Genomic DNA, 19,159 nt, shown 5'->3' on the forward strand with positions numbered 1-19,159 from the left:
ATCAATGAGAACTTTATTATACACCCTTTTAATTTTCGCAGCTCAATTTTTCACAGCTCAAACAGCAACCAAGGAACAGATTATTTCCGACTTACCGGAAATTGAAATTACCGAAGGGATCAATCTGCATATTATTTCGCCTGAGCCCATTCAGTATGTGGATCTTTCAACAGAAAAACTGACTGGAGATTTACCAGCCACAAATATTGCCAGGATAAAAATCACAGACCATCCTGATTCTGACGAGAAGGGAAAAATCAAAATACCATCGGTTCTTTTTAATGGAGATAAAATCGGAGTGATAACCGTCGTTGCTCAATCTTTCATCGCTCAGTACAAAGTTGTTTACAGAAATCAGGACAACCTAAACACAATTACCAATATCCATATTCAACCCGAAGCGATGCAACCCATTGAGTTTGAAAAAATGGTTTTTTCAGATCTTGAATTAAGAAAATTCGCAATGGACATTATTCAGAAAAAATCTGAGAAAAATCCGATAAGGGAAGAAAAAAATCTCAAACTAAGCTTTCAGCTCAATAATGTCTATGTAATAAGCGACTATATTTTTTTAGATATGACCATCAAAAACAATTCTAATCTGAGCTATGACATTGAGGATTTGAAATTCTCCTTAGAAGATAAAAAAATCCATAAAGCAACTAATAACCAAAGTGTAGGTCTTACCCCAATTTTACAACTCAATCCTCAAAAACATTTCAGAAAGAATTTCAGAAACATTTATGTTTTCAAAAAATTCACCTACCCGAACTCTAAAGTAATGATGATAAGATTAATTGAAGAACAACTCTCTGGACGCACCATCGAAATGAAAGTTAACTATTCTGAAATTCTTAAAGCCGATACCTTTTAATTTTTTTATTATGGAATACTTAATTGACAATGTGAAAAATCTTTATATCGTTCTATTATTTACAGTGATTGTATTAGTGGTTTTAGATATAATTTTTGAAAAACGAAAAAATAGAAAACTAGAAAGGGAACTTGAAATCTATAAATTGGAATACCAAAAATTGGAAAAACATTTCAGTGAGTTTAAAGATAATGTGTTGAAAAATATTGAAGATGCAAGCTGCTCATACATTATTAAGAACGTCGAAAAAAGAGGAAATGAATTAATTAATCGATTGAATCTGTTGAATGCCAAACTTGTTAAAATACAGGAACATCATAAAAATTTGCAGGAACGGCAACAGAAGCTACACGATAGTTTACTAGATGAACACAAATTACTGAATCAATATTTCGAAAATTATTCTTAATGCAAGAGCAACAACACCAAATAAAGATCTATGGCTTTTTACAAAAAACGGTGTACGCAGTCGTAGCACTCGATTGTGCTTCGCTTTTCTACCTTAATGGCAATGTTCCGGTAGTATCAAACTTGTTGAAGAATTTTTCAAAGCTGAGTTTTATTTACCCACCTATCAATGCCAAATTTGCAACATTGATTCTGATTGGATTAGTGGCTGTCGGAACAAAAGCCAAGAAAAAGAAAGACCTTAATATTAGTAAAGAGATTATTGCTCCTATGATTTTGGGATTGCTGATGATTTTTTCTTCACTGGTTTGGCAGAATGAAGCAGGAAATGAAAAACTTCCAAGAGTGTTTCCCGGATTCAATCTCTATCAGGTAATCTATGCAGTTCTTTCTTTTTTAGGAGCAGTTATACTTCAAATGGGTGCAGACAGTATTTCAAAACTGGTGCAGCAGAAAATGGGAAAAGACCGATGGAATGTTGAAGAAGAATCCTTCGATCAAAATAGAGAATTGGTGAACACTGATACTTCGATTAACATTCCTTATATCTTCAGATATAACAATAAGACTTATGAAGGGTATATTAATATTGATCCTTTTAGAGGAACGATGGTCATCGGAACACCAGGTTCTGGAAAGTCGTTTGGTGTCATCAATCCTGCCATAAGACAAATGATCGCCAAAGGTTTCTGTCTCTGCATCTACGATTTTAAATTTCCTGATCTAGCACAGATTGCATACTACCATTATTTGTTGAAAAAAAGTAAGGAAGCAGACTACGGTTACAATTTCCACGTCATTAATCTGAACGAGGTTGAAAAATCAAAACGAGTCAATCCATTTCATAAGAAGTACATCCAAACTTTAGCAGAAGCCCAGGAAATGGCAGAATCAATGGTTTCATCTTTGCAAAAAGGAGGTTCCAGTTCTGGAGGTGGTTCTGAAGCTTTCTTTACCCAATCTGCGATAAATTTCCTTTCGTCCTGCATTTATTTTTTTGCAACATTCGAAAATGGAAAATATTCTGATTTGCCTCATATTCTTTCCTTTATGAATAGAAGCTATAAAGAAATTTTCGACACGCTTTTTACCAATGAAGAAATTTTCTCTTTGCTGTCACCTTTCAAGACGGCCTATGACAACAAAGCATTTGACCAATTGGAAGGACAAATCGGAACACTCAAAATTTTCCTTTCAAGATTGGCAACTAAAGAAAGTTTTTGGGTGTTTTCAGGAGATGAAGTGGAATTGAAGATAACCGACAGAGATAATCCTTCTATTATTATTCTGGCATCAGACCCGGGAACACAGGATATTAATTCTGCATTGTATTCTTCGGTATTAAACAGGACTTTAAGATTGATCAATTCCAAACACAATTTGCCGGGAGGAATTATCGCAGACGAATTTCCGACGATTTACATTCATAAAATTGATAACATCGTAGCAACTGCAAGAAGCAATAAAGTCGCTGTAATGCTTGGACTTCAGGAAATTCCGCAGCTCAGACAGTTCTACAAAAAAGAAGTTGCTGATACAATTTCTGCCATTGTCGGAAATATTCTTTCCGGATCTGCCAGAGACAAAAATACATTGGATTGGTTGGAAAAACTTTTCGGAAAAATTAAGCAAAAATCATACTCACAATCCATTTCTCAGCAAGGAACAACCACCAGTATCAATGAAAAGATGGATAATATGATTCCGGCAGGTAAAATAGCAGCCTTGAAAACCGGAGAAATGGTAGGAATGATCGCACAGGGAGTAGAAAATGATGCTGAGGAGTACAAAACCTCTGCAGTCAGCGGTAAAATTAATTTGGATAAGAAAACCATTCAAGAAGAAGAAAAAAACTATGTGAAAATGCCCTCATATTACTCCTTTGTGGATAAAAAAGGAGTTAACCGAAAAGAAGAAGTGTTGATGACCAATTTTAGAAAAATCAATAAAGAAGTGGAACTCATTGTAAATGAAAATATAAAAGCTGCATAAAATGAAAAAACTAAAATACATATTTACTTTGATGGCATTGTCCTGCAGTTACTTATCATTTGCGCAATTCAATACGATTACAGCAACAATACAAAAGAAATCTGAAAATCCGAATGTATCAGAAAAATCTAATATCGAAGAAACGGTACAACGAAAGAAGGCTAAGAAATCTTGGAAGCAAGTTTTAAATATCACCACTAAATCAGATTTAAAAAATGAAACCAAAGGTTCGACGAAATGGCTAACGAGTCAAATCGATTCTTTGAAAATGTTGATGAAAGAGTATAGCAGTGTAAAAGAAGTACAAAGAAATGAGTTTCAAAAACTGAAAGATTCTTTGATGTTGCTAACACAGAATAAATTAGAAGAAACAAAGCAAACATCAAAAAAACAAAGCTTTTTCAGCACGTATGATTTGGTTGAAGAACCGGCAGCATATTTTCCAAAAATTGTAATGCCTCTTAAAAACAAGATCACCATTACATCTTCTTATGGGACAAGAACTCATCCTATTTTCGGAACAAAAAAAATGCACAATGGGATTGATTTAAAAGCCAGCTATGAAAATGTCTATTCTGTAATGGATGGAATCGTTACTTCAGCCGGATGGGATTCTAAAGGTGGAGGGAATTACATCAAGGTAAAACATTTTAACCGTTTTGAAACATCTTACCTGCATCTCTCAGAAATATATTATCAAATAGGAGAAAGAGTAAAAGCCGGCTTTATCATTGGAAAAAGCGGGAATACCGGAAACTCCACAGGTCCACATCTGCATTTTTCGGTAAAAGAATTCGGACAAAGCATCAACCCTTCTCATTTTTTAAATGACCTTATTAAAGTAAACAATTTAATAGCAAACCATTATGAACACTAATACTTTACCAACAGACGAACTAAAAAAATACGGAATTATCAATGAAGATCTGTCATTCTCTAAAAAACTAAATGCAGATGATATTCAGAAATTTCTGAAGGGATACACCATTGTGGCGGACAACGACAAAAACAGGGCAACTTTTCAGCTTACGGATAATAATACTCAATTGAAAGTTATCTTTCTAGAAAGAGACAAAAGTATTTCTGAAATTCTTGTAAACAGTAAAAACAAAATTGAATACAGCGAAATTCAAGACATATCAAATCAAAAAGAAGCTGGATTTTCCATTGAGAAAAAAGCTTTCATTTTCGATAAAGAAACCAACAAAATAGTTGAGTTTGATTTTATTAAAAATGCAATAGAATTGACCGCAATTATTGCAGATAAAAAAAACACAGAAGAACTTAACCGTTACAAAGCAGAACTTCTAAAACTTAAATCTTTTCTGCAAGATAAAATTGTTCAGTTCCCAGAAATGGCAAAAGAAATTACGAATGATTTGAATATTGTGTCCAAGGAATTCAATACGGTTGCTGGAATCTCTGAAAAGCAAAATCACTCTCAAAAACAGGAAAAATCAAACGTACAACTGAATGTGAATGACCCCGATGTTTATCAGGATGCCAATCGAATGAGAGAAGAGGAAAGCCAGGAGCAGGACGAGGAAATTCAAAAATCGAGAGGATTCAGAAGATAAATTAAGAACTTGAAAAATGGAAGAGAATCTAACCTGGTTTGATAAGAATATAGTTCCCAGAACGAAGTCTTATAAAAATTTTGTGAAGGAAATCGAAAACACTTCACCTGAACAGTTTTTTCGGGACGGGGAGAGGCTGTTTACTGATAAAGAGAAAAAGTTTATGTCCATTCACCAATCTAAGGGAAGAGAAGTTATCATAGGTTCAAATTTTACATTGAAAACAATTTTTCATTCAAATCCCGATCTCGTTATTAGGGATACATTTAACAATACTGCTGAATTAGTCAGATTTATTGAAAAGCAGCAACTAGCCAATAAACATTTGATTTTGCAAAATAACAGGGCGTCTACTGAAATCTCTATAAGTAGCGAGTCAATAAAGCAGAAATTTCTCTCTGATCTCTGGGCTCAGGAATTGGAGAAAAAAACTGATTTAAGTTCCGGATTGGCCTATACACAAATTGATGAAAAGCAAGCTCATCATTATCGAAATTATGAAGTTGAAGCTGCAAAGTTATCATCAGAAGGGGTTCATGAAATTGAAATGACTGATCTGGAAGAAAATGCAGACTTTTTTTCAGATGAAGGTTTTGAAGAAAATTTAACCCCTGCATCTGACCTTCCGGACGGCTGGACCTGGAACGATTACGAGGATGGAAGTGGTTCGCTGAAGAGTCCAAGCGGTCATAGGTATTACAGCTATGATATGCAAACTCAGGAATATACATTACCGTACGGTCGGCGAGAATGGACAGGTATGAGAGATTTTTATGACGCTCCAAAAAGTTTGAACGAATTCAAAAGCTATGTCGAAAGCGACTTAAAAGCAAAAGCAGTGCAAAATAATCTTTATCCGAAACTTTCCGAAGAGGAAAAAAATGATATTCTCAATTACAGGATCTTTATGAAAGAAAACGAATTCATACTGGGGAACTTGCAGATCACAGCGAACCAAAGAAAAGCTTATTCAGAAAAAATGGAATTCGGAACAACAGATGGAGATTATTCTCTTACAAAGGCACAAATGGACACAATCCCAAATGTTATTGATGGTCATACGCTGTCAAAAAATGACAAATACGAATTGGCTTTCGGCCTATTGGAAAAACAGCTATATGGGGAATCCTACGAATTATTGGATAACGGTGAAATTCTAAAAAATTATCTGGATGAAAATGTTTTTTCAAGACACAGAATATTAACAATGAATGATATAAAATTTAACAATCAAAACCCAAACATTATGGAAACACAGAACGAATATGAACCATCTCAGTATCCGAAATTTCAATTAAAATATCTTGGTTTCGGAGAAGGAGAACAACTGCACAAAGATTTAGAAAATGGGATTAATGCTCCCGAAAAAGAGTTCGAAATTAAAACCACTTCCGACAAAACGATGCCTGGAAATGAAATGGAATTCACATTAAAATTCAATAAGATAGAAAATGGAAGTGTCTTTATGAATTTTTATAATGCTAAACTCACTAAAGAAAATGGCGACGTTATCTCCCATAATTTTCCGGTTAACAGGGTAAATACATTTACAGCTAAAGAAGCAATAAACTTGTTAGAAGGGCGGACAGTTAAAATAGAATTTCACAATCCGAAAACCGAAAAAATAGAACCTGCATTTGCCAAGCTCAATTTTAACGAACCCAAAACTGAAAAAGGAAATTATAATTTCCAGAATTTCTACAAAAATTATGGTGTTGATACGGCTCAGATCGTAGAAAAATCCAAACTGATCTTCGATAAGCCGGAATGGAAGGAAAGTACCATAAAATCTTTGGAAAAAGGAAATATCGTCAAGGTAAAATTTGAATTGGACGATAAAGTGGTAGAAGGCAAAGCGGTGCTGAATCCGCAATACAAAAATCTGAATCTGTATGATTCCGATATGAACAGAATCAACACCAACAAGCCTTTAGAAGGTTTGGAACAAGACAACAGGCACGAAAAAAATAACGTGAAAGAACAAAGTATTAAACGATAGATAAAACGTACAACCAATCATTTATTTCCCAGCGGTAAGTCAAATTAATTAGGCTGCCGCTTTTTTAAACCCTATATCTATGAAAAAACTTTTAATACTACCCAGCTTGTTTTTTCTTTTTGTAAGCACTTCCTGCCACAAAGAAATCAAATCCGAAAAAGGAGGAATCGATGTTGTCTCCAATGTCTATTTTGATGTTTCCAAAAATCTGGACAACATCCAAAGCTTTCATTTGTCAAGCCTTAATTATTCGGGAGATTCCATTATAGAAAGGATTCCGGATGCTGATGCTCCCGAAATAACCCAACAGATTTATTTCATTAAAGATTCATTGTGCTATACCATTGAAAATGAAAATCCCGGCAAAATTATTCTGTCAGACATCATAAAGAAACAAAAGCCTCTTCCTGTTGAAAAGAAAAAAGGAGGAACATTGTTTTCTCAGGAAAAAATCCCCAATTACAGAAACAGAAAAAATCTGAGTGATACGGTTTTGTTTAAGAAAAAATACAAACGATTTGAAATCAACTCACCTTGGATGTATACCCGGTTTTACATTTATCCCACGGATACTATTTTACCGTACTCTATTTACAAACACGCGGAAAAGGACTACCACGGAAGGCTCGAAAGGATTGATTCTTACAATAAAAAGACGGACATATTCGTGACTCTTCAATTAATATCAAGAAAAAACTGGGACAGTGAAACCAAAGAAATTTTTGAATTTAACCACTTCATAAAAAACAGAAAAAAGTGAAAGATGAAGATTTTTTTAATGAGATAAATGATGACATTTCTGTAGTTGAAGGAAATAAAAAGGAACTTATTGTTTTCACAAACAGTAAGGATACGCTTTCATTCTTGGAGCTTCTTCAATTGAACAAGCAAGTCAATAATAGAACATTGATTACCCTTAATTCAGGTTCAAATAGCAAAAAGTTCCTCAATAGATACCAGAATTATGATGGTAAAATGTTTCTTTGTCTTACCGGGGATAGAACGGGAAATGCAATAACCAGGAAAATTCTTACAGAATTTAATGGCAAAAATATCAAAGACGTTCGTCCTTTGTATGAAATTTCTGAAAATGGGAATCAAGACCTGACCGAATATCTACAGAATAAACTCAAGCTTCAAGATAAAAATACTAATTTAGTTGAACCAAAAATTTCTGAAAATGAAAGCAATGCAATTGAATCCGGAAGAACATCCGATTCTCAGCAAGTGGGAAACGGAACACCTGAACAAAACCCTGGAGAACCTAGCCCTAAGATCCAATCCGAGCAAAACGGAAGTTACGGAAGCGGACAAGCAGTGGGCAGCAACAATGCTGGAAATGGACTTGCAAGCGCAGAGCGGAGCAATTTGGGAAACCGAGACCGAGGAAGAGGATCCTATGACGACTCACAACAGAATAATGTTGGAGAGACTCAAGGACGTTCCGTGGGCGGAATCGTACCCGGGAGAACTGTATCCGATAGAAGAAGACCTGATGGAGGACTTTCCGAGATAAGTGAGGAGTCAACAAATAATGTAGAGTTAGATGCTCTTATTTCAAAATATAAAGGGCAAAAACTGAATAATGATCAAGTTGCAGAAGTAGTTTCTGCAGCTTGTTTTGTTTCCGACAATCACAAAATTAATCTGAAGGAAAATCTTAACATCACTTATGACTTAATAGAAATTTGCAGCCAATTCCAAAGTGGCGGGACGGCAAAAGAAGGGAGAGGGATTTTAGACGAATATTATACGCAGGAAAAAATTGTTGATTCAGTTCATAATTTAATTAAAGACCATTTCAAAACTCAAAAAGAGATTTCCGTTTTAGAACCAAGTGTTGGAACTGGAAATTTCATCTATGCTACTCACGGATTATCTGTAAATTCTAAAATTACAGGTTTTGAAATCAACGAGACCACCGCAAAAATTGCTAAAATTCTGCATCCCGAATCTGACATCAATCTTCGTTCGTTTGAAACTGAATTCATTGACGAAAAAGGAAATAAAAAGGACTTTTCTCAGCAATACGATTTGGTAATTGGAAATCCGCCCTATGGTGAACATCGGGGACTTTACAAAGGGTTGGGAGAAGAGCCTAAAATTTCAAAATACGAAGATTATTTCGTTAAACGTTCACTTGACTCTTTAAAACCAAACGGCGTTTTGGCGATGGTTCTTCCATCAGGTTGGCTCAACCGACAAAAGAATTTGCAGAATGCTAGTGTTTTGGAAGGTTTCCGTTTACCCAATGGCGCTTTTGCAGGAACACAAATCGGAACCGACATTATCATTCTAAGAAAAAACACTCAAAATATCTCGACGGATATTTCTAATTATTTTGAAAATAATCCAACAAGAATTTTGGGAGAAACCCGAGAAAAAACCAACCGTTTTGGTCGATTAGAAAAATATATTCACGGTAATTTAGATGAAGCTTTATTTAAGATTGAACAGTTTAAAAATAGGAATGAAACCCAGCGGATCGGAAATCTGTTTGAAGATTTGTTTTTAGAGGAAGAACCTAAAGCTGAAAATAAAGTTCCTGTACCCAAAAAAGGAAGTGCAGAAATCGAAGATTCTACGAGGATTACAAACCAAAATGAAAATGAACTCAATGTAAGAGAAACTCAAGAAAAAATTGACCAGGTACTTTCCAAACTTAATGACATCAAGTTTAAATCTCCCACAATTACGACTGAAATTAGCAAGTATCAAAAACTGCGCGAAGATCTAATCACAAAGCCGAAATCGTTTTCTGATGAAAAATTAAAAGAATTGATTGAAAAAAGTGATAGGATTATTTCTATTTACAATACCAAAAATCAGAACGAGTATAAACTTCAAACAAAACCGGAAATAAAGAAAGGTGTTTTAAAATATCAATTCTCAAAACAGGATGAAATTGTAAATACTTCCTTGCAAAATAGTTCTGATATTACGAAAGAACAAATTGAAGCATTCAGAGATACCTCTTATGACGGCACATTAAATAATCGTGGAAAGCACCATCAGTTTGCGAACTTCATTGATGGAAACTGGGTTCACGATTTTTATTATACTGAAGGAAATATTTACGCAAAACTGGAACAGCTGGAGCGGGATTTTTGCCGAAGTTCGGCTTCCAATTTTTTAATTAATGATAAAATTGGCGCCGGCACTGCCGGTCAATACGAAAAACAAAAAGCATTATTAGAAAATGTACTACCAAAAGCGAAATCGCTAGATGAGATTTATATCAGTCCGAATCACGAGTTCGTACACAAATTTGAGCTAGGTCAAATAGAGAAAGACCAATATAATCATGTTACAAAACGTACCGAATCAGTCATCGTAGATTACAATCTTGCCGAAAGATTCAAAGATTTTCTCGGCACTTTGTCAAGTGAAGCCTTTGCGGGTTCTTCAGCTTGGGAAGTAAAAAGTTTTGTAGATAATGAAACAGTTACAGGAAGCGATAAAGAGAGGAATGCGTTAGTCAGAGAAAGGCGAAAAGCTGCTGCGAATGATTTGTTTTACAAATTTGTCCGGGAGGAACTTTCCGATGATATTAGAAATCGTTTTGTAAAAGACTTTAACCGCAATTACAATAATATATACGTTCCGGATTATTCTAAATTCCCATTATTTTCCAGAATCTATCTGCATTTCAGAGGTCAGGAATTGCGATTGACCGAAGTTCAGAAAGCAGGAATCGGAAGACAGACCACAAAAGGAGTAGGGCTCTTAGCGCACGAAGTTGGTTTTGGAAAAACGCTTTCCGGAATCCTTTCGATGCACGAAGCAATGGAGAGGGGAAATGCTAAAAGACCAATCATCGTAGTTCCCAATGACAGCATTCTGAAACAATGGGTGGAAACCATTTTTGAAACCATTCCCAATGGTAAAGTCAATGTTTTAGGGAATTTGGGGAAAGATTATGACCTTTCAAAATTTGATAATAAAGATGGAGAAATTACCATTGTTACTTATGAGGGTTTCAATAATATTGGATTTTCATCAGAAATTACCGAAGAACTTTCTTCAAAATTCAGTTACATCTCTGCAAACGAAATGAAGGGCATTACCAATACGGAAAGAGACCTCCAAATTGAACTTCAGAAAGAAAAGGAGATTGAGGGAAAAATGAAGCGTGGTAAAATCTATGATTGGGAAGATTTTGGATTCGACCATTTGACCTTCGACGAAGTTCACAATGCCAATCATATTGTAGGAAAAGTAAAAATTGAGGACCGAAGATTTGCTTCCGATTTCAGAAGTCAAAACCAACAGACTTCCAAATTGGGAATCAATACCTGGATGGCAGCTCAGTACATTCAAGACAAAAATGATGGCAGAAATGTAACCTTGCTTTCCGCAACGCCTTTTACCAACAAACCCCTGGAGTATTATTCCATTCTTTCTTTAATAGCAAATAAAAGATTAGAAGAATCGGGGTATTTCAATGTGAATACATTCTTCGAGACCTTTATGGAAGCGGATAATGATATGGAGATTGATGCAAAAGGTGATGTGAAGTTTAAAGCCAATGTTCGGAGATTTAAAAACAATTCGCTGTTTCAACAACTGTTATCTGAATTTATCGATATAAAAGGAGAGGAGGATAACCCTGAATTGATTCGTCCCAACAAAATCAACAAAGAGTATAAAATTGAGCAGAATGATCTGACAAAAGATCAATATGACTTGCTCAATGAAAATTTCAGTGAAACCGAAAAGGGTGCAATTCTAACGCATATTCTCAATGCCCGATTAATTGCGATTTCGCCGTATCTATCACCATACTATGATGATGAAGAACCTTCTGTAAAAGAATTTATAGAAAATTCTCCGAAGTTGAAACAGACGATGGATTTAATAAGGCAGAACAAAAAAGATCTTCCCGAATCCGGACAAATTATTTATTCTGAATTAGCTGTTGCTCAATTTCCAAAACTGAAAGAATATCTCATAACAGAAATTGGTTACAAACCCGAAGAAATCGGAATTATTAATGGAGCGACCAATAAAAATCAAAGGATTTCTATTCAAAATGATTTTAATGAAGGAAAAATAAAAGTAGTTATTGGAAGTGAAGCCATTCAGGAAGGAATGAACCTTCAGGAAAATACAACAGATGTTTATATGCTAACGTTGCCATATAATTTTACTTCTTTGCGACAGGTGGAAGGACGGGCGTGGAGACAGGGAAATAAAAACGAAAATGTGAGAATTAATTTTATGCTGACCAATGACAGTATTGATGTTTTTATGCTTCAAAAACTACAATCTAAACAGGCAAGATATTTAGAAGCTATGAAAAAAGGTGCCGATGTTTTGGACGTATCTGATATTAGCACTCAAGAGCTTAAAACTTCCATCATTACCAATCCCGAAACCCGAGCCAATATTGAAATTGAATTAATGAAAAAAAGGATTGAAAGCGAGAAAAATAAGCATCTCGCAGATAGTGCTTTTGTCTTGAGAAAATACGAAGATGTTTTGAAAGTTCAAGAGTTAGTTACCAAAGCTGAGCATTCATATAATAGAATTGAAGGCTATTCGAAAAATGGCGATGCAAATGCTGAATATTGGGCAACCCAATTACCATCATATCAAAAAACAATTGACCTTCATAAAGTTCAAGTACAAGAAGTAATTGAAAATTTAGCTCAGAAAGGAATAGATGTTACTCAAATTGAATTTCAAACCAAAATGACTGAGGATAAGATTGCGGAACTGGATAAGAAGCTGGAAGAACTTCCAGCAGTTAGAGAAAGTCTAGTAGTTCAATATAAAATTGAAAAGGCGGAACAGTTGAAAATTAATGAGCATAAAGATTATGTAAAAGAGAGGACGATTGAAAATAGTGTTCTGTATAATGCTTTTCTGAAAGTAAAGTCTATTAATGATGTTGAATTTAAAAATTCTTTAGATAAATCACTAAATCAAATTGAAGAAATAAATTTGAAAGATGTACCAGCTGTAATCAGAAAAAGATAAATGAAATATTTTAATTTATACCTAACTCAAGACTGTCATAAAATACAGTATACTACATCCAATAATGATGCAACGGATTTAGCTAATAACAAACATAATTAGTAGATAGATGCTTATTAGTGAGTATAAAGGGCAATACGGATTTGATATTCTGCTTATAATGCAATGTTTAAGATTCAAAGTACATATTATAGCAATTAAAGAAATAATTTCATAATTTTGTTGTGTTGAAAACTTTTAGTAAACATATCAGCTTTATTATCTTACTATGTTTGGGCTTTTTTCTAATTCCAACCATAGGCTATGCTTGTGCAAAAAAAACAGCTAATACAGAACAAAAAAGCTGCTCTAAAGATCAATCTTCAAAAGCAGAACATAAAAGCAGTTGTAAGGATAAGTCCTGTAATAAGTGCAACGATGGTCACGACTGCAACGGTAAGTGTAAACACGGCTCTTGCAAATGTAGCACTTCTTCATCTTCATTAAGTTTACCTATACTGGTAGATATAAAAACAGAAAACCACTTTGCGGAAATTAAAACGCAAAAATTCGGTTTCAAACAAGCCTATTATTCTTCGGGTTACCATTCCTTTTGGCAACCGCCTAAAATAGGTTAAAACGATGGCTTGTAAGCCACAGTTATGTCTTGTCGAAAGCTAATATTAGTTTTCGTAAACTCTCTATTCCTTAATAATTTAAAAAAATTCAGAATGAAATCAATATCAAAAATATTGATGGTAATCATCGTATTACTATCAGCCGTAAATAGTTTTGCCCAAATCAAAAATGCAAAAACAGAAACCGTAAAAATATATGGCAATTGTGAAATGTGTAAAACAACCATAGAAAAAGCGGGAAATTTAAAAGACGTAGCCACGGTAAATTGGAATAAAGATACCAAGATGGCTACACTCAACTACGATAGTAAAAAAACAAATCAGGACGAAATTATGAAACGTATTGCCTTAGCGGGTTATGACAGCGAGAAATTTTTAGCCCCAGATGATGTATATGCAAAATTATCCGGCTGTTGCCAATATAACAGGGAACTAAAACCAGTTGCAAAAGGCAAAGATGATGGTATGGATATGAAAGCCGAACATGCCAACCACAACCCTAAAGAAATGGCTGCCACAACTACGGCAACTACTCAAAATGTACTACAACTGAAAACTGTTTTTGATAATTATTTTTTAGTGAAAGATGCTTTGGTAAAAACTGATGCAGGTAATTCATCTGCAAATGCCGCTGAATTGGTAAAGGCAATAAAAGCGGTAGAAATGGCAAAACTATCTACCGAGGAACATACCGTATGGATGAAAGTAATGAAAGATTTAACAGCAAATGCAGAGAAAATTGCTACAGCTAAAGACGTTTCAAAACAAAGAGAAATTTTCGCTTTACTGGCTGATAATATGTACGAATTATCGAAAGTTTCAAAACAAGAAACACCTGTTTATTATCAGCATTGCCCAATGTATAATAATGGTAAAGGAGCAAATTGGCTAAGCAAAGAAGAAGCAATTAAAAATCCGTACTACGGTTCTAAAATGCTTACCTGTGGAAGCGTACAGGAAACTATTAATAACAAATAAACCCCCTTTATTATGGACAATATGGAAAACCAACACGAAATGCATCATAATCCCGAAAATGAAGAACATAGCGGTAAACATTCTTTAGCAATGTACAAACGCTTTGCGATTATGGCGGTTGTGATGTTCGCAGCAATGTATTTCATTATGTATGCTATGATTGACGGTTTGCAGAACCTTATCCCCAACATAAATAATTTGTATATGACATTGCTGATGGTTTCTGCAATGTTGATAATAGAATTATGGATAATGAAGGGTATGTATGAAAATAAGAAAATCAATTGGGGCATTATAATAATTTCTGCTGCAATAGGTATCTTTTCGTGGTTTGGTATTCGGGAGCAGTTATTTGTTGGTGATAAGGAATTTGTAAAAGGTATGATACCACACCACGCAGCGGCAGTATTAATGTCTGAAAAAGCAAACCTTACCGACCCTGAACTGATACAGTTGCAAAAAAACATACTCAAAACCCAAGCAGAAGAAATAGAATTTATGAAGCGAAAGCTTAAAGAATTTGAAAATAAGTAAAAAAAAACATATTCATTATTATTTAAAATCATTACAATGAAAAATATAATCTTATCCATCATAACAATTACAACAATTGCAGGTGCTACAATTTCCTGCAACCAATCATCAAATAAAAACACGGAAGCAAAAGCGATTGATACTATCGCTACAGCAGAAAAACTATCCATAGAAAACCCAATGCGCAATGATTCAATGAGTGCATCTGCAATGGATACCACAGTAAAAAAAATTGAAAATCAAGAGGTAAAAGACCAGGTTCAAAACTTCTCTATCGCACCTATAGTGAAAGATTATTTGGCTTTAAAAAATGCACTTGTAGCAGATAATGACAGAGCAGCAGCCAATGCAGGTAAGCAATTATTGACGACATTTAAAAACGTAGATATGAAATCCATTCCTGCCGACAAGCACAGTAAATATATGGACATTGCTGACGATGCCAAAGAACATGCAGAACATATTGGTGCCAACGCCGGAAAGATAGACCATCAAAGAGAGCATTTGGCAATGTTGAGTAAGGATGTTTCAGACCTTATCGTATTGTTTGGCTCTACTCAGAAATTGTATCAAGACTATTGCCCAATGTATAATGATGGTAAAGGTGCTATTTGGATTAGCGAAGCCAAGGCAATCAAAAATCCTTACTATGGTAGCCAAATGCTTACCTGCGGTTCAGTGAAAAAGGAATTATAAATGAAAAAAGTTTTAAAGATAATTCTGGTAACTATGCTGATTATTTTTATTGCTATTCAATTTTATCAGCCTGCTCTCAATATAAATAAGGGGCAGGTTTATACAACCGATTTTACCCAAGTCTATAAAATGCCTGTTGAAGTTAAAGCGATATTTCAAACCTCTTGCTACGATTGTCACAGCAACAATACCAAAAATACGTGGTATTCTAATATTCAACCCATGGCTTTGCTGATGAAAAGACATATTGATAACGGTAAAGAAAAATTAAACTTTAATGGGTTTGGCAATTTAGGTAGGCGAAGGCAAATAAGTAAATTGGAAGGAATAGCAAACCAAATTAAAAACGATGAAATGCCATTAGCTTCTTATAAAATAATGCACAGCAATGCGAAGCTTTCAAAGGAGCGAAAAAAAATCATCATAGATTGGATTAACAAAACAGCCGACAGCCTTTCGACCGTAAATTAAAAATAATGCGTAAAATATAATGCAGAAAACTACGCAAGGTTGCCATAAATGCAATTTTTTTTAAATTAATAAAATTAATAAATGAAAAAGATAACACTAATACTATTCATCCTTTCTACATTTTCCTTTGTACAAGCACAGGATATGAAAGGTATGGATATGAGTAAAAAAGAAAAGGCTCAGCACACAACTTATACTTGCTCAATGCATCCCGAAATCCACGCCACAAAACCAGGCAACTGCCCAAGGTGTGGCATGAAATTGATAAAAGAAAAGACTAAAACAGTAAAACAATCATCGAACGAAAAGAACGATGAAATGCAGATGCCCCCAAAAGAGCAGCCAAAAAAGGTAGACAAAATGAACAATATGTCTATGCAAAAAGAAAAGCATCAAACCGTAAAAAGAATTGTAAATACAAAACCCCCAAAAACAGTTCGATACGAATTGTATGTAAAAGATACGCTTGTAAACTATGCAGGTAAAGAAAAAAGAGCCATTGCTGTAAATGGGCAAATACCGATGCCAACCCTAACTTTTACTGAAGGAGATACAGCCGAAATTGTAGTACATAATCAATTAAAAGAAAGTACATCGTTGCATTGGCATGGCGTTTTTTTACCCAATAAGGAAGATGGAGTGCCTTGGCTTACACAAAAACCCATTCCAGCAGGTTCAACTTACACCTATCGTTTCCCAATTATCCAGCACGGAACACACTGGTATCACTCTCATTCGGGTTTGCAGGAGCAGATTGGAATGTATGGCAGTTTTGTAATGAAAAAGCGTGAGGATGATAAAACTTTTAGAGAAGGAATTGATGATTTGCCCACCGTACCAATGATTTTAAGTGAGTGGACAAACTTAGACCCTGATAATATTAATCGTATGTTACATAATGCAAATGATTGGGCAGCTATCAAGAAAAATGCAACCCAGTCTTACGTTGAAGCCATTAAGGAAGGTCATTTCAAAACAAAAGTGACCAACGAGTGGAAACGCATTTTAGCAATGGACGTTAGCGATGTCTATTATGACAAAATTTTAATCAACGGAAATAATACTACAGATTTAAAAAAAGTTGATGGTAAAACACTAAAAGCAGGCGATAAAGTACGGTTGCGAATATCAAATGGTGGAGCATCCTCTTACTTTTGGTTGCGTTATGCAGGTGGTAAAATTACTGTAGTAGCCAATGATGGTAACGATGTAGAGCCAGTAGAGGTAGATAGATTAATCATTGCAGTTTCCGAAACTTATGATATAGTAGTAACAATTCCTAACGATGGAGTTGCCTATGAGTTTCTAGCCACTACAGAAGACCGAACACAATCTGCAAGCTATTTTGTAGGCAACGGCATCAAACAGCTTATTTCTCCGCTTCCTCGCCTTAAATATTTTGAGGGGATGAAAATGATGAATGATATGATGAAAATGAATGGGGATTTGGACGATATGGGAATGAAAATGAGCCTGAACCAAATGGATATGAATGTAGTGATGTATCCTGAAATTACTGGAGATGCGAAGCAAAAGCAAGACCACAGCCAACACAATATGAGGATGGATAACGACCCTAATCGTTATAATGCAAATGCTTTGGGAGAAATCAAAACGCTGAATTATGCAATGCTACAATCTCCTTCCAATACGGAACTTCCTAAAGATGCTCCAGTAAAAGAATTGAAATTTACCCTTACCGGAAATATGAACCGTTATGTGTGGAGCATGGATAATAAAATACTTTCAGAAGTTGATAAAATACCTGTGAAAAAAGGAGAAATTCTACGAATTACCATTTATAATAACTCAATGATGCGCCACCCGATGCACCTTCACGGTTTTGATTTTAGAGTAATTAATGGTAAAGGTGAAAAATCTCCCCTAAAAAATGTGTTGGACATAATGCCAATGGAAACTGATACCATAGAGTTTTTAGCAAATGAAGAAGGAGATTGGTTTTTCCACTGTCATATCCTATATCATATGATGTCGGGAATGAACAGGGTATTTGCTGTTGACGATTATCAAAATCCGAATTTACCTGACAAAAAACAAGCATATAATATGTTGCAAAGAGAAAGCAATATGCCACACTTTATGGTACAGAATGATTTTGCTACCAATGGAAATGATGGTGATGCGATGCTTCAAAACGCAAGATGGAGTTTAGGTACAGAATGGCGATTAGGTTATAATGATATGCACGGTTATGAGGTAGAAACTCACTTAGGAAGGTATATTGGAAAAATGCAATGGTTTATGCCATTTATAGGTTTTGATTGGAGGTATCGTAAAATGGGTATGGATGAACACGAAACCAATTTATTCGGACAGAAAAACGAAAAAGATACACGTAGAGCATTTAGTTTAGGTTTTATGTACACCTTACCAATGTTGGTTAATTTGCAAGCAGAAGTATATCATGATGGCATAGTTCGCCTTTCTCTAATGCGTGAAGACATTCCCATTACAAAAAGATTGAGGGCAGGTTTTATGGTCAACACCGATATGGAATATATGACAGAGCTAAAATATATTATCAATAAAAATGTGGGTATCCGTACACATTATGATAGTGATATGGGATTTGGTGTTGGATTATCTATTAATTATTAAAATGTTAAATCAAATGCTAAAAATCATTATTTTTCATTGTATAAACTGCGATGTATCTATTTGAAATAGTATCAAGTTTTAAGCTGAGTAAATGGAGCTTCCTTTATTGACAAATGCAAGATTATAGCATTATTTATTCATTTTATCACTGTGCTATTCAAGCTTCTCAATATCATTAAAGTTCAATTTTTAATATTTGATTAAAGCAGATACGGGTGTGAAATGCTCCAATGAAAAACAAGATGGGGGAGAATAATGTCCACTGATGTTTAGACTTTAATCGCTAGATCGTCTTTGATACAAATTGAAAATTTGTATCAAAGACGATCTAGCTTTTTTTCAAAAAGGATGAAAACTTGAAACTCATTTTTTTCTAAATTGATAAAAAATATAATTCAAATTTAATTAATTT

At 34.7% G+C, this 19,159-nt stretch carries 14 protein-coding genes; all 14 read left to right on the forward strand.

Annotated elements, in window-relative coordinates; genetic code table 11:
* Window positions 1-4: 4 nt before the first annotated feature.
* Window positions 5-874 carry a DUF4138 domain-containing protein gene (locus EG348_RS12750; protein WP_027381109.1) on the forward strand — a complete coding sequence of 290 codons (870 nt, stop codon included), beginning with the start codon at window positions 5-7 and terminating at the stop codon, window positions 872-874.
* A gap of 10 nt (window positions 875-884) precedes the next feature.
* Window positions 885-1,283, forward strand: coding sequence for a hypothetical protein (locus tag EG348_RS12755; RefSeq protein WP_027381108.1), 399 nt, complete (start codon window positions 885-887; stop codon window positions 1,281-1,283).
* Window positions 1,283-3,274 (forward strand): type IV secretion system DNA-binding domain-containing protein, encoded by a 1,992-nt coding sequence (locus EG348_RS12760; RefSeq protein WP_027381107.1) that lies wholly within the window; start codon window positions 1,283-1,285, stop codon window positions 3,272-3,274. The genes EG348_RS12755 and EG348_RS12760 overlap by 1 nt, the downstream gene beginning before the upstream one ends.
* Window position 3,275: 1 nt before the next feature.
* Window positions 3,276-4,151: a M23 family metallopeptidase gene (locus EG348_RS12765; protein ID WP_027381106.1), complete on the forward strand. Its 876-nt coding sequence runs from the start codon at window positions 3,276-3,278 to the stop codon at window positions 4,149-4,151.
* Window positions 4,141-4,851, forward strand: a complete 711-nt coding sequence (locus tag EG348_RS12770) for a hypothetical protein (protein WP_027381105.1) — start codon at window positions 4,141-4,143, stop codon at window positions 4,849-4,851. The genes EG348_RS12765 and EG348_RS12770 overlap by 11 nt, the downstream gene beginning before the upstream one ends.
* A gap of 16 nt (window positions 4,852-4,867) precedes the next feature.
* The gene (locus tag EG348_RS12775; RefSeq protein WP_051289369.1) at window positions 4,868-6,850 is read left to right on the forward strand and encodes a hypothetical protein; all 1,983 of its coding nucleotides are present in this window, start codon (window positions 4,868-4,870) and stop codon (window positions 6,848-6,850) included.
* Window positions 6,851-6,929: 79 nt separating this feature from the next.
* Window positions 6,930-7,610: a hypothetical protein gene (locus EG348_RS12780; RefSeq protein WP_027381104.1), complete on the forward strand. Its 681-nt coding sequence runs from the start codon at window positions 6,930-6,932 to the stop codon at window positions 7,608-7,610.
* Window positions 7,607-12,832, forward strand: coding sequence for an Eco57I restriction-modification methylase domain-containing protein (locus EG348_RS12785; protein WP_081413998.1), 5,226 nt, complete (start codon window positions 7,607-7,609; stop codon window positions 12,830-12,832). The genes EG348_RS12780 and EG348_RS12785 overlap by 4 nt, the downstream gene beginning before the upstream one ends.
* A 303-nt stretch (window positions 12,833-13,135) precedes the next feature.
* The gene (locus tag EG348_RS12790) at window positions 13,136-13,318 is read left to right on the forward strand and encodes a hypothetical protein (RefSeq protein WP_027381103.1); all 183 of its coding nucleotides are present in this window, start codon (window positions 13,136-13,138) and stop codon (window positions 13,316-13,318) included.
* 224 nt (window positions 13,319-13,542) lie between these two features.
* Entirely contained in the window at window positions 13,543-14,427 is an 885-nt protein-coding gene (locus EG348_RS12795) for a DUF3347 domain-containing protein (RefSeq protein WP_123983442.1), read from the forward strand.
* Window positions 14,428-14,439: 12 nt separating this feature from the next.
* Window positions 14,440-14,961, forward strand: coding sequence for a DUF305 domain-containing protein (locus EG348_RS12800; RefSeq protein ID WP_027381144.1), 522 nt, complete (start codon window positions 14,440-14,442; stop codon window positions 14,959-14,961).
* Window positions 14,962-14,997: 36 nt separating this feature from the next.
* Entirely contained in the window at window positions 14,998-15,657 is a 660-nt protein-coding gene (locus tag EG348_RS12805) for a DUF3347 domain-containing protein (RefSeq protein WP_027381143.1), read from the forward strand.
* Window positions 15,658-16,128, forward strand: a complete 471-nt coding sequence (locus EG348_RS12810) for a heme-binding domain-containing protein (protein ID WP_027381142.1) — start codon at window positions 15,658-15,660, stop codon at window positions 16,126-16,128.
* A gap of 81 nt (window positions 16,129-16,209) precedes the next feature.
* Window positions 16,210-18,747 (forward strand): multicopper oxidase domain-containing protein, encoded by a 2,538-nt coding sequence (locus tag EG348_RS12815; protein WP_123983443.1) that lies wholly within the window; start codon window positions 16,210-16,212, stop codon window positions 18,745-18,747.
* Window positions 18,748-19,159: the final 412 nt, after the last annotated feature.

Origin of the sequence: Chryseobacterium sp. G0201, assembly GCF_003815655.1 — a bacterium.
Taxonomy (GTDB): domain Bacteria; phylum Bacteroidota; class Bacteroidia; order Flavobacteriales; family Weeksellaceae; genus Chryseobacterium.

Bases quoted from the DNA above. Each gene is read 5' to 3' on its own strand.
- EG348_RS12800 (WP_027381144.1), top strand. From the start codon at position 14,440: ATGGACAATATGGAAAACCAACACGAAATGCATCATAATCCCGAAAAT.
- EG348_RS12770 (WP_027381105.1), top strand. From the start codon at position 4,141: ATGAACACTAATACTTTACCAACAGACGAACTAAAAAAATACGGAATT.
- EG348_RS12750 (WP_027381109.1), top strand. From the start codon at position 5: ATGAGAACTTTATTATACACCCTTTTAATTTTCGCAGCTCAATTTTTC.
- EG348_RS12805 (WP_027381143.1), top strand. From the start codon at position 14,998: ATGAAAAATATAATCTTATCCATCATAACAATTACAACAATTGCAGGT.
- EG348_RS12775 (WP_051289369.1), top strand. From the start codon at position 4,868: ATGGAAGAGAATCTAACCTGGTTTGATAAGAATATAGTTCCCAGAACG.
- EG348_RS12795 (WP_123983442.1), top strand. From the start codon at position 13,543: ATGAAATCAATATCAAAAATATTGATGGTAATCATCGTATTACTATCA.
- EG348_RS12765 (WP_027381106.1), top strand. From the start codon at position 3,276: ATGAAAAAACTAAAATACATATTTACTTTGATGGCATTGTCCTGCAGT.
- EG348_RS12790 (WP_027381103.1), top strand. From the start codon at position 13,136: ATGCTTGTGCAAAAAAAACAGCTAATACAGAACAAAAAAGCTGCTCTA.
- EG348_RS12815 (WP_123983443.1), top strand. From the start codon at position 16,210: ATGAAAAAGATAACACTAATACTATTCATCCTTTCTACATTTTCCTTT.
- EG348_RS12755 (WP_027381108.1), top strand. From the start codon at position 885: ATGGAATACTTAATTGACAATGTGAAAAATCTTTATATCGTTCTATTA.
- EG348_RS12780 (WP_027381104.1), top strand. From the start codon at position 6,930: ATGAAAAAACTTTTAATACTACCCAGCTTGTTTTTTCTTTTTGTAAGC.
- EG348_RS12810 (WP_027381142.1), top strand. From the start codon at position 15,658: ATGAAAAAAGTTTTAAAGATAATTCTGGTAACTATGCTGATTATTTTT.
- EG348_RS12760 (WP_027381107.1), top strand. From the start codon at position 1,283: ATGCAAGAGCAACAACACCAAATAAAGATCTATGGCTTTTTACAAAAA.